We start from the raw sequence: 12874 nt of genomic DNA on the forward strand, positions 1-12874 counted from the left end.
TAGTCGACCGATGTTGGCTACCTGCTTGTCATCACTCCTGAAAACCATGATGTAATGAATGTAAAGTTTTTTTATACGATACTCTGTCTATGCCTTGCTGGTACAGCCAACGCAGAAGCCTTTACCCATTTTATCACACGAGAGGGCGATCGGCTGAAGGATGGCAACAAGGTGTTCAGATTCATATCCGTAAATGCGCCGACGATTACCAGTCCATACGACGGCTACAAAAACACGAATCCGGCGAGTGGCTACATCTATGATCCGATGGAGCTTTCTTTTGAAATGGAAGCCTATTTTAAGGATATGGCTCAGATGGGAGTTACCACGATTCGAACGTGGGGAATCACCGTGGAAGACGGCTCCGGCGAATTTGAAGCACTCGTCACGGGGCCACGCACGTATAATGAGACGGCCTTTCGGCGCATCGACAAGATGTTGGCGTTGTGTACTAAGTACAACATCAGGGTAATCCTTTGTCTGGTCAAAGAGAACAAATTCTGGGGCTCTACCGAATCGTTTAGTAAGCTTTATGGCGGTGGCGATTACTACCAGACGCCCGCCGTAAAGGATGGTTTCAAGGATTTACTGAACGTGTTTGTTAATCGTAAGAATCAGTATACGGGGCAGCTTTACAAAAACGATAAAGCCATTCTGGCTTGGGAATTTGGCAACGAAGTACCGAACAACAAAGGAGCCTGGATTGCGGAAATGGCCGATTATCTAAAAAGCATTGACCCCAATCATCTGATTGCCGACCCTCGTCGAGCAAACGGTGTGCAGCAGATGAAGGACAATGTAAACGATGTGCTAACGAATAACACGAAAATCGATATCGTAAAAACCCGCCAGTACCCCAACTATCGAAACAGCGTTACCGAACTCTGGAACGAATGCAAAGGAAAACGCCCGATGATTATCGATGAGTTTCAGCGGCTGGAGGGATTCAAAGACGTGCTCGAACAGGTTTACAACACAGGCACGACCGGAGCTTTACTCTGGAGTTTGATGAAACCGCTGTACAACGGTGGCATTGGCGGACATGCATTGTTTCATTCGTACTCCTGGGGAGGAAGCCGCTGGCCCGGATTCGATAGTGGCGATTATTTCAAGGAACGGGAAAACCTCCTGCTAATCAGATCTTATGGGTATAAAATCAGAGGAGAACGGGAACCAGCACTACCCGCTCCAACAGATGCGCCTTATTTATATCCCAGTGTGCGGAACGATGCCGTGGCGCTAAAATGGCGTTGTTCGCCGGGAGCAAGATACTATATCGTAGAAAGGGCAACTTCATTAAAAGGTCCGTGGCAGGCTATCAGTGGCGATCTGGATATTAGCTATCATCTCTACTATTATCCCTTGTTTACCGATAACAGTGTGATTCCCGGACAATCATATTATTACCGAATCAAGGGTAAAAATGAGTCGGGGATTTCACCAGCATCAAACGTGATAGGCCCTGTGACACCAGTTACCAGGATGGTGATGGACAACCTGAAGGACTTTTCACTGACTCAGTCTCACTCGGAAAATCTTAGCATTAGCACAGAATCATGGCCGAGGTTACGCCAGACGGAAGAAGATTTTTTTCAGGTAGAACGAGCCCCAAAAAGCGGTTCGGGAGAGCTGGTATACAGCGCTGACTCTTTAAAATGGATTGATGTTTTCGCGTTTAGTGATCGGGTCGATAGTATTGAATTGCTCTATTCAACGAATGGAACCGTCTGGAAATCATTGCCAGAAGGAGCCATTACCCAAAGCCATCGAAAGGCTTACCCCAGCCAGATATCAAAGGAAAAAGACAATCCGATTGATAAATACACCTATTCTGTTTCGGCACTGCCCCACGGAACAGTCGCCGTCAAGATTGTTACCGGCAATGCGCAGGCAGACAATACGTATCCGTGGATTGCGCGAGTCCATATCGGATTCAGCGGAGCATTGAATGCAACAAAATAAGCTCAGTTGAGTCAACCTGAATTTTTAAACCAACTAGTCTGTCGACTTTTCACAGGCTGTCTTTTTACGATGAAACAACTTGTCACTGCTACATTACTGACGTTATCGGCATTTCAGGTATCGGCCCAGCTTTCCGATGAATATAAAAGTCAATGGAGCGATCCGGCTGTGCAGCAACGTATTGCCGACGGTATCCGCGACAATCGAATGGGCGCTTTTACGGTTCAGTTTACCGACAAAGACGGCAATCCGGTTTCGCCGGGTGATGTTTCGTTAAGTCAAACCCGCCATGATTTTTATTTCGGGGCTAATGGATTCATGGTGAAAGGATTCAAAAATCCAAAAGAAGATGCCCTCTATGAAGAGCATTTTACGAAGCTGTTCAACTTCGTAACCATTCCGTTCTACTGGCCTGAACTGGAGCCAGAACCGGGGAAGCTACGGTTCGGAAAAGATAGCCCGTACATCTACCGTCGCCCAGCTCCCGACCTTGTGCTGGAATTTGCGAAGAAGAACAACATTACCCCAAAAGGCCATACGCTCGTGTGGGACAATCAGCGCTGGTCGATCCCGACCTGGCTGCCGAAAGATGAAAAAATCATGGAGCAGAAAATAAGCAAGCGAATTCAGGAAATTGGCGAACGCTACGGTCACGACATTCAGATTTGGGACGTCGTAAACGAAGTGACGGACCGCCACCCCGACGTGTTGATGCCTAAAGATTTTGCTTTCAAAGCGTTCAAAGAAAGCGAACATCGATTCCCAAACAGCAACGTGTTTACGCTCAATTTCACCACCGGAATCTGGAACCGCAGCAACAAGCGCGAATACAACGCCGATTATCTGCTCACTGAGAATCTGCTCCTACGGAACGCCAAAATCAATGCCATCGGGTTGCAATTTCACAACTTCAGCGAACCGGAATATGAACAAATACTGAAAGGTAAAGCCATGACTCCCAGCACCTTATTCAACACACTTGATCTGTATTCCGATTTCAATTTACCGCTGCATATCACCGAAATTACGGTATCGGCCTTGTCGGATAAAGGTCCTGAATACCAGGCGGTGATGACCGAGAATTATTACAAACTATGGTTTAGCCATCCGAAAGTAGAAGGTATTATCTGGTGGAATCTGGTCGATGGAACGGCGGCCCCGGCCCGTATCAAATCCGACGGTACGGTGGTGCCCGGCGAAGACAAATGGAAAGGTGGTCTGCTGAATCGTGATTTCTCTAAAAAGCCCGCTTACGACGTATTGGACCGGCTGATCAACAAAGAATGGCGCACGAATGTAACGATATCACCCAAAAATAACGCGGTAAGTTACAAGGGCTTTTACGGCACATACAAAGTGGTCACACAACGGAACGGGAAGAAATATGAGAAAGAAGTTCAGTTTCCGAAAAGCGGTGCCCGCACGCAGGTAGTGGTGCTGGATTGACAACGTAGTGTATTAAAACCGTAGAGCAATCCACTTTTTACGGCAATTAAAAAAGATAGTATGAAAATTATTGACATCCGTACCCGTTGCGTTGCGATTCCGCTAAATGCTCAACTGCGCCATAACACGGGCGTACATCCCGGCTATTTTCTACGTACCATTCTCGAAATTATTACGGATGAAGGTATCGTTGGCCTGGGCGAAGTAGGTGGTGGCGATCAGCGGGGAGCGTTGCAAAAACTAAAGCCACGTATCGTTGGTGAAGACCCGTTTCATCTTGAAAAAATCAAGCTGAAAGTACTTCGTAGCATTTATTACATGTCGAATGCCCGACTGTATGCCGCCATCGAAATGGCTTGTCTCGACATTCAGGGCAAAGTTCTGAACCGACCATTGAGTGATTTGCTGGGTGGACGCGTTCGCGATGAGGTGCCGTTTATTGCCTATCTGTTCTGGCGCTACGACCGTCCGGGCGATGGTAAACACGACGAAACGGCTGAAGATATGGCCGATTTCTGTGTAGAGCTGCATGAAACGCTGGGCGTCAACTCAATGAAGCTAAAAGCGGGTGTAAAGTCGCCCAAAGAAGAAGCCCGCGTTTTAGAGCTTTGCCGCGAGAAACTGGGCGACGACTTCGGCCTACGTATCGACCCGAATGGCCTGTGGTCGGTGCAGACCGCTGTGCAAATCGGGCGTCGGCTGGAAGACCTCAACATTGAATATTTCGAAGATCCATCGTGGGGACTGGAAGGTAACGCAGCCGTTCGGAAGCAAATACGGATTCCCATTGCCACCAACATGTATCCGGCAAAATTCGACGATCTGGCTCCGGCCATTCGGATGGGCTCGGTCGATATTGTTCTGACTGACATTCATTATTGGGAAGGTCCGCGCGGGGTAAAAGATCTGGCTGCGGTCTGCAATACGTTCAATCTGGGTGTTGCCATGCATTCTGGTGCTGAATTTGGTATTGAGCTGGCAGCTATGATTCACACCGCGTCAACCATTCCACAAATGAACTTCGCGGGCGATGCGCACTACCATTATCTCACCGATGACATCATCGAAGGCGGGTTAATGAAATACGAAAATGGCGCGATCAAAGTCCCGACCGGCCCCGGCTTAGGCGTATCGCTGGACGAGGATAAGATGAAGCACTACGAAAAGTATTACGAGGAGAAAGGCGATTACTACGCCCGTTTCCACCAAGACCCCTATCGACCGGATTGGTACCCAACCGTTGGTGGAATGTAAAATAAGGCAGACAGGATATAGAAAAAGTAAAATAAAAAATCTCCCCTCTCCTGTGTTAGGAGAGGGGCCGGGGGTGAGGTAACATGCGCTTAGAAGGTAAAAAAGCACTGGTAACAGGAGCATCGCAAGGAATCGGGAAAGCCATTGCAATCCAGTTGGCCGAAGCGGGTTGCGATGTAGTGATTCATTTTCACGAAAACCGTGAAGATGCCGAAACCGTTGCCGAAACGATTCGCCAAATGGGCCTTAAGGCTTATCTGCTGCAGGCTGATTTACAGGAAACCGCGCAGGCTATTCTACTTGGCGAACAAGCCTGGGAAATAGCAGGGGGTTTGGATATTCTGGTAAACAACGCGGGCGTATCGTACAAAAAACATTTTCTGGATGTGACTGAAACCGATTTTGAACAGTTCAGTAACGTCAATTTCCGAAGCACAACGTTTCTGACGCAATCAGTTGCCCGAAATATGGTAAAGCATTCGGTAGCAGGTAGTATCTGGACCATTACATCGGTCAATGGAATTCGGCCTGGACTTGGCTTATCGCTCTACGGAGCCACCAAAGGAGCACTGGAAATCCTGATGAAAGGCGTAGCGATGGAGCTGGGTCCACACAACATCCGAGTCAATACGCTGGCGATTGGCGCTGTGCAGACCGACATCAATCGGTTGGTTTGGGAAAACCCAGACTTACTTCAGGAAGTAACCGACGGCATACCCGCCGGACGGCTCGGTCAACCAGAAGAAATCGCCAGCGTACTAGTGGATTTAATCGCGTCGGGCAGCTACCTGACCGGCTCGACCATCACCGTCGACGGTGGTTTGCTGCTGATGCGGGGCTACGGAAAACCGAAACCTTATGAAACGGGGAAATGAGTATTTAGGACATCAACGCTGTCAATAAGGATAACGCCTTCTTTACGGCAAATTGGCTGGAAATCGGCATCATAAGAGGCAAGGCACTTGATACCAGAAGATTGACAATGCGAAAAAATAATAGCGTCGTTGGGCAATAGATTGTATTCCCGCATAAACCGGGGAACATCGTATGCTACAGATGCGTCAACATCTTTTAAAAAATGAAGGGGCTGTAATAACGATTCAACGTCATGCTTATCCAGCAATTCAGGAATATAATTGGCCATTTTCAACGTCCGAAGCGACTTCTGTCCGTAGTGAGCAAGCGTCACGAACAGATATTCACTAAGAACGATTTGATTATAACACAAGAGATATTGGCGCTGAATCAATTCGTCCAGCAAGTCAGTTTTAGTACCTTTTTTATACTCAGCAAGAATCGATGTGTCGAGAAAAATTCTTATTGGAGGTACCATTCTTCATCAAGATCAATCTGCGGGTCAAGTTTAGCGGGCATTGATGCCTTGTGCTTCCGCAAAATCGCCAGTTTTTCTTCGACTGTTAATTCGGGCCTTGGTGACGTAACTTTTTTTAGAACAATAACTTCTACCTCCTGCTCCCGGTACGAGGGGGGCATGGGTAGTACCAATGTATCGTCGGTAACGCGCTGTATAAACCGAAGTGCTTCCATAAGCTTAGCCTTTTGATTGATGAAAAGTAAACACATTTCGCTATTCTTCCTAATAACGCTCCTGAGCATCGCTTCGGTTTCTGGTCAGGAGAATCCAGCGCCAGATAACCCATTTGCCGAAGAGAAAAATAAACTCTGGCAACCGTACCGGATTACCCCACGAACGGGAGCGCAACACGTATCGTTATCGGGCGATGGCTGGGAATTGTCGCATACCGACCAGCCCATAACCGATCTGAACGCTCCTCGCAAAGATGCGTTTCAGACCAGCATTCCGAATTCGGTGCATTGGTCGTACTACAAAGCTGGGAAGCTACCTCACCCCTATTACCACAAAAACTCCGACCGGTATAAGTTCATGGACGAGAAGGTGTGGTACTACCGCAAAACCTTCTCGACACCCGTCAGCGCCAAAACTGGTAGCTATGCTTTTCTGTGCTTTGATGGTGTCGATTACTTTTCGAAAGTGTGGCTGAACGGCACGCTATTAGGTGTTCACGAAGGCATGTTCGGCGGACCAACGATTGAGATCAGCAAGCTATTAAAACCGTCGGGCAACAACGATCTGCTGGTTGAAGTGCGAGCTGGAAACTGGGGCAACAAGGCCACTGATTACGAAAGTCTGCCGCGCAACAGCAATGGCGAATACATGATTGAAAAGCGAAAAGGCTACAATCCTCGCGCCAGTGGCCGGATTATCAAGCCGTGGGTCATTTCAGGAAGTTCGGGTTGCGAAATGTTCTTCAGCGTGGGTATGTGGCAGGATGTCCGGCTCGAAATGGTGCAGCCCTATCACCTCGAACGACCTTACCTGACTACGACATCTATCCAAAATGGGAAAGCAACGCTTCACTTCGCGAGTGAGGTACTGGCTGATACGAATTCACTTGGCTACCAGCTCCATCCCTGGAAAAACGCGCAGATGCATCATTACGACGGTCGCGTTCCAGGTACGACGCCCTCCAATGCAGCCCTGTCTGTTCTGCTTGAACTGGTCGATAAAGGGGGTAATGTAGCGTTCACGCAGGAAAAACCGTTCAAGGCATTCAAGGGTCGGACCTGGTTCGAAGACGATTTAACCATATCGAATCCCAAACTGTGGCATCCGAACGGGTTGGGCGAGGCCAATCTGTACACGGTAAAAGTAACGCTCAAAAAAGACCGGCTGGTTGTCGACCAGATTCAGTTTCCGTTCGGAATACGTACCATCGAGCGAGTAGCTTCGGCTGGACCACGTTATGCCGACCGCTGGGAGAACTGGCAGTTTGTGGTCAATGGGCGGAAGTTTTTTGTGAAAGGCATGAACTTCACCCCGCAGGATGTGTTGCTCGAAACCTCGAAAGAACGCTACCGCTGGACGCTGGAAGCGGCAAAAAAAATGGGCGTTCAGTTGATCCGTATCTGGGGTGGTGGCCTGCTCGAAACGGAGCATTTCTACAACATCTGTAACGAACTGGGCATCATGGTCTGGCAGGATTTCCCGATCGGAAATCAGGACACGCCACTCTATCCCCAAGATATTTGGGAGGCCCAGGTGGTACAAACGATCGTCCGGTTACGCAATCATCCGTCGCTGGCAGTTTGGTGTGGCGGTAACGAATTCAACCCATATTCGCTGGGCAATGCGGCCACGATGGGTATTCTGGAACGCAATCTGGATATTTTCGACAAGTCACGCCTATACGTCCGTACCACCCCCGATGACGGAAGTATCCACACTTACCCCGATATGGACCCAACCTGGTATGGTATCGGCTACCGCTACGAGCCCTGGATTTCAGAAACGGGTATGCACTCGATGCCCGAAGCCAGCCTATTCTACGAAACCGTTGATAACAAAGAATTTACGGGGTTAGGGAAAATGTGGGATAAAGACTTTTACCAGGGGCATAACGAGTTCATTCATCATTTTACCGAATACGGGCCTAGTCGCGTACCGCGCATGTTGAGTCGGGCATCACACGTTACCGACATGACTGATCCGACTATCGAAGCCATTACGGAAGCGTCGCAGGTGGGAGCGGGGGAATTTTATCAGGTTTTCTCCGAAAAAATGCAGGGTAATTATCCGGTTACGTCGGGGTTGATGCCTTGGGTATTCAAGCGCCACTGGCCAGTGGTTGCGATACAGATGATGGACTGGTTTGGGAATGCTGGTGCACCGTATTACTTCCTCAAACGAACGTACGAACCAACCCACATAGCGATCAGCCTTCCGCGTCTGCTCTGGAAACCCGGTGAACGGATCAAGTTGCCTGTCAACGTAAATCACTCGCTCGCTCAGGCAATACCGGGCGCAACAATTTCCGTGCAGGTACTCGACGATACGTTCAAACAACTCTGGAAGAAGGAACAGAAAATGACCGTAGCAGCTGGTACGTCGGTCGGTTCTGCCGACCTAGGCGAGTACGTGATTCCGGCAGATTACCGCGATCGCTACGTGCTCATCGTTGCCGAATTGCACGACAGCGCAGGTAAGCTTCTATCGCGCTCGTTCTATTACCCACGCAGTCTTTCGATGCTGGAAAACGGTGAGTTCTATCAGAAATACATCAATAATCCGATTCCCTGGCCAACACTGGAAAAAGGCCCTTTTTTAAAGCCTACGATGGCAAAAACAGTAACGTCGCTGACGGCTTCGGTAGTGGGTCAGAAGCCAACAGGCACCGACCAGGCTCAGCTTCGGGTGAAGGTGACGAATACGGGAAAGGTTCCGGCATTTATGGCGAAACTGGACATTACCGGGACCAAACGTGCTATTGTCGCTTCGGACAATTTCACCTGGATTGCCCCCGGCGAAACGCAGGAAATCGACATGGACGTACTCTGGCGCGAACCCTCGACCCGGCAGAATGCCCGTCTGACTGTTAGTGCCTGGAATGCTGCTCCCACAACCGCAAAACTCCCGTAATCATGGTTGAATCACCGCCTTCGCTCACAAAAAAACCGACTGGCTTTCGTTGGGAGTTACTGGCTTTACTTTGGCTGGCTTTCTTCCTGAACCAGGCCGACCGGCAGATTTTCAGCGTCGTGTTACCACTCATTCGGAAAGATCTCGGTTTGACTGATGCTCAACTCGGCCTGATTGCATCGGCACTGGTTTGGACGTATGGCCTACTGGTTCCCATAGCTGGATTTATTGGCGACCGATTTTCACGCCGAAATATTCTCGGTTTTTGCCTGCTATTCTGGTCCTGCGCTACGTTACTGACGGGCTTTTGCTCCACTGTCCTACAATTTATTCTGTTACGCGGTGTGGCAACGGGGGGTGGAGAGGCTTTTTATGCTCCGTCTGCTAATGCGCTGCTGGGCGAAAAGTATAAAGAAAGTCGCTCATTTGCGCTGTCGATTCACCAGACGGCGGTGTATTTCGGTATCATTCTGAGTGGTATCATTGCTGGATACATTGGCGAGCATTACGGCTGGCAGAAAGCATTCTATTTATTTGGCAGTCTGGGCATTCTACTAGCATTTGCATTCTTCAGCCGCATCCCGAAAGACATAGTAAAAGCAACCGTCGAAGCGCGCCAACCTATGCTATCCGAAATTGGCCAAACCGCACGGATCGTGGTCCGAAAACCGACAGTCATTATGCTCACGCTAGGGTTTGGCTGTATGGTATTCGTAAATGTCGGTTACCTGACCTGGATGCCATCGTTTCTGGTCGATAAGTTCGGTATGAGCCTGACCGATGCTGGATTTTCGTCGCTCTTTTATCACCATCTCGGTGCCTTTCTGGGCGTATTGTCGGGGGCAAAAATTGCTGATTATTACGCCAAAGCCAATCCTAAAAGTCGACTGGTGGTGCAGGCTTTGGGTTTGCTGTTGGGCGCCCCATTTATTTATGGCATCAGCATGAGTCAGACGCAGCCGCTCACATACATAGCCCTGTTTTTATTCGGCATTTTCCGGGGTTGGTACGACTCCAACATTGTTGCCTCGCTCTACGAAGTGGTGTCGCCTAAAATCCGGTCGTCAGCCTACGGACTGATGCTGGCCTGCGCTTTTCTAATTGGTTCGTTTGCCCCCTACCTACTGGGTGTTTTAAAGCCTACGCTGGGACTGACAACCGGGCTTGCAAGCCTATCAGGTGTCTATGTACTGGGCAGCTTATTTCTCTGGGCGGGTGCTTTCCTGTTTTTCGACCGGGATAAAGAAAATAGCCTATGAATCGACGCCATTTTATCACCCAGTCAACCTTACTCAGCGGCCTGATGATGACAAATACAACACACGCCCTATCCACGAAATCGGATTTGTTATCCGTACCCAATTTGCTATGTCTCTGGGATTTTACCGGAAAACAACCGCTACGTTCCAAAGGAAAATACCAGTATCTATTGCAGGAGCCAACCGGTCCGGTTTCAATCCTGAAAGAGGGCGTTTTGTCAAACCATTCGCTCGATATCAAAGAACATGCATACCTGACCATTCCCCGTGCTGAATGCCCCGGCCTGAACATTCGCGGAAAAAATGCGCAGGTAACCATACTGGCCTGGGTAAAGCGCCAGGTCAAAAGTCGCGATAATGCCGAGTGCGAAGCCATTGCCGGCATGTGGAATGAGACTCAGAAAAAACGCCAGTACTGCCTGTTTCTGAATATTCGGCTTCGCGATAGCAAAAGTCAGGTGTGTGGACATATTTCGGGGGTGGGCGGTCCAACTCCCGGCGAAAAATGGTGCGTCGACGTATCAATCGGACAAACACCCGTTCGGTACGACGAATGGACGTTCGTAGCTATGACCTATGATGGACAATTAATCAAATCGTACCGAAACGGCCAATTCGATACCCGCGCAGATCGCAATCCCTACTCATATGCAGAAGGTATTTTCGACGGAGGTGACGATGGTGCGGATTTCACCGTTGGAGCCGTTCACCGACTAGGGAATATTGGTAACGATTTTGTTGGCCAACTTGGCGGCCTGGCCGTGTTCGATCGGGCGTTGTCAGAAGAAGAAATTGCGCAGATTCACGAGAATACTCCGCTTCCTGCATCGGCGTCAGTTGCCAATATAGCAACCAAACTAAATTTCCCGGAAGGACCAGCTTTTGCGGCCGATGGAAGTTTGTGGGCTGTTGAACTGAAAGGCGAAAGTTTGGTTCAGGTCAAAAATGGGAAGCTAAAACGCTTTCCCGTTGGTGGAGGGCCGAATGGTATTGCCATCGATAAGCAGGGGAAAGTCTGGTTTTGTGATTCTGCTCAACGTAGTATCCGGTGCTTCGATCCTGTCACCGGAAAAGCCGATACCATTCTGGATAAAATCGATAGCGTCCCCCTCAACAAACCCAACGATTTAGCCTTCGATTCAGCAGGTAATCTGCTCTTTACCTGCCCCGGCGAATCGCGGCAGGAACCGACGGGCTATGCAGTTGTACGGATGCATAATGGTTCCGTCAAGAAAATCACTACGGAAAAATATTTCCCCAACGGGCTGGCATTCAGCATTGATGGAAAAACGCTGGTTCTGGCGGAAACCTATAAACATCGACTCTGGAAAGGCGAATGGAATGCTGAAACCGGCGAATGGACCAATGCGGTTGTCTGGGCTACGGTAGAAGGCCCGCAAGGACCTGGCGGACCCGACGGTATGGCTTTTGGAGAAAACGGCAATCTCTACGTAGCCGTTTATGGTACGGGCTACATCCACGTTGTTTCCCCCGAAGGAAAGGTTATTCAGAAAATTAACACAATTGGCCAGAACCCAACCAACTGCGCCTTCGACCCATCCGGCAAACTTGGCTTAGTCGTTACAGAGGCCGAAAAAGGGCAGTTACAACAGATCAGGACAAACACAAAAGGAATCACATTATTCAATTGATTATAAACTAGATAAACGAAAAATCATGAGTGTCGATCAGTACAAGAAAGAAGTCGGATTGATGAATCTGGAGCAGTTGATCGAAAAGCGTGAAGGCGTTTCCGACACCACGTTCCCTATCCCAGAAAAAGAATTACTACAACGGTACGAACAACTCTACACAGGGGCTGTCAACGACGTTATGCGCGAATTCTGTCTATTGAATCAGGCGTTACCCGGCCATATTCTACCCCTTCGCGAGTACCGAACCGTAGCAGGTTTTGCGTTTACCGTAAAAAGCGCTCCCAATGCCATGATTCGGGGCGAAATGGAATTCCGTACGCAAATGCTCGACGAAATGCACGAAGACGCATTTGTGGTTTGGGATACCACCAGCGATAGCAAAGCGACTCTTTGGGGAGGAGTTATGACCGCCACCGCCAAAGGGAAAAAAGTAAAAGCAGCCTGTATTGACGGGGGCATTCGCGATACACACCAGATTCTGGAAGCAGACTTTCCCCTATTCTACAAGTACAGAATCTCGAATGGTAGTCTGGGCCGATGCCTCATCACGCATTTTCAGGTTACGATCCAGATTGGCGACGTAACTATTAAACCCGGCGACATCGTATTAGGCGATATTGACGGAGTGCTGGTGGTTCCCCGCGAAATTGCCTACGATGTTCTGATGCGGGCAGAGGAGATTATTGCGAACGAAAAAATGATTTTCAATTGGGTTCATGAAGGGCAATCCATTCAGGAAATTACCGAAAAAGGTGGTTATTTTTAGCGAGCTGTAGCTACTGACTGAATCGCTGTGGATGAACAATCTGCAGCGATTCAAAACCATCTATGGGTATTGG

Annotated in this window: 10 protein-coding genes; 8 read left to right on the forward strand and 2 right to left on the reverse strand. The window is 49.1% G+C overall.

The window, feature by feature from the left end; genetic code table 11:
- The first annotated feature begins 54 nt into the window (after positions 1 to 54).
- The 4 genes from ACYVE4_RS19900 to ACYVE4_RS19915 all read left to right on the forward strand — a co-directional run bounded on the left by ACYVE4_RS19900 (position 55) and on the right by ACYVE4_RS19915 (position 5537).
- Positions 55 to 1962, forward strand: coding sequence for a glycoside hydrolase 5 family protein (locus ACYVE4_RS19900; RefSeq protein ID WP_461041969.1), 1908 nt, complete (start codon positions 55 to 57; stop codon positions 1960 to 1962).
- 69 nt (positions 1963 to 2031) lie between these two features.
- On the forward strand, positions 2032 to 3408 hold the full coding sequence (locus ACYVE4_RS19905; RefSeq protein WP_461041970.1) for an endo-1,4-beta-xylanase: 1377 nt from the start codon (positions 2032 to 2034) through the stop codon (positions 3406 to 3408).
- Positions 3409 to 3468: 60 nt separating this feature from the next.
- Complete coding sequence (locus ACYVE4_RS19910; protein ID WP_461041971.1) at positions 3469 to 4662, forward strand: enolase C-terminal domain-like protein; 1194 nt, start codon at positions 3469 to 3471, stop codon at positions 4660 to 4662.
- A gap of 83 nt (positions 4663 to 4745) precedes the next feature.
- Complete coding sequence (locus ACYVE4_RS19915; protein ID WP_461041972.1) at positions 4746 to 5537, forward strand: SDR family NAD(P)-dependent oxidoreductase; 792 nt, start codon at positions 4746 to 4748, stop codon at positions 5535 to 5537.
- On the opposite strand, the gene ACYVE4_RS19920 is transcribed toward ACYVE4_RS19915, so the two are convergent.
- Together ACYVE4_RS19920 and ACYVE4_RS19925 are read right to left on the reverse strand one after the other, a co-directional pair.
- Entirely contained in the window at positions 5519 to 5995 is a 477-nt protein-coding gene (locus tag ACYVE4_RS19920; RefSeq protein WP_461041973.1) for a PIN domain-containing protein, read from the reverse strand. The genes ACYVE4_RS19915 and ACYVE4_RS19920 overlap by 19 nt on opposite strands.
- Complete coding sequence (locus ACYVE4_RS19925; RefSeq protein WP_461041974.1) at positions 5980 to 6210, reverse strand: hypothetical protein; 231 nt, start codon at positions 6208 to 6210, stop codon at positions 5980 to 5982. Before ACYVE4_RS19925 ends, ACYVE4_RS19920 begins: the two co-directional genes overlap by 16 nt.
- 19 nt (positions 6211 to 6229) lie before the next feature.
- Between ACYVE4_RS19925 and ACYVE4_RS19930 the strand changes: the two genes are divergently transcribed.
- From ACYVE4_RS19930 to ACYVE4_RS19945, 4 genes are read left to right on the forward strand one after another with little or no spacing between them, the layout of a single operon-like run.
- The gene (locus tag ACYVE4_RS19930; protein WP_461041975.1) at positions 6230 to 9121 is read left to right on the forward strand and encodes a glycoside hydrolase family 2 protein; all 2892 of its coding nucleotides are present in this window, start codon (positions 6230 to 6232) and stop codon (positions 9119 to 9121) included.
- A 2-nt stretch (positions 9122 to 9123) separates the two neighbouring features.
- Entirely contained in the window at positions 9124 to 10380 is a 1257-nt protein-coding gene (locus ACYVE4_RS19935) for a spinster family MFS transporter (protein WP_461041976.1), read from the forward strand.
- Entirely contained in the window at positions 10377 to 12032 is a 1656-nt protein-coding gene (locus ACYVE4_RS19940; RefSeq protein ID WP_461041977.1) for an SMP-30/gluconolactonase/LRE family protein, read from the forward strand. Before ACYVE4_RS19935 ends, ACYVE4_RS19940 begins: the two co-directional genes overlap by 4 nt.
- 25 nt (positions 12033 to 12057) lie before the next feature.
- Positions 12058 to 12801, forward strand: a complete 744-nt coding sequence (locus ACYVE4_RS19945; protein ID WP_461041978.1) for an RraA family protein — start codon at positions 12058 to 12060, stop codon at positions 12799 to 12801.
- Positions 12802 to 12874 lie beyond the last annotated feature (73 nt).

This window comes from Spirosoma harenae (genome assembly GCF_054776975.1).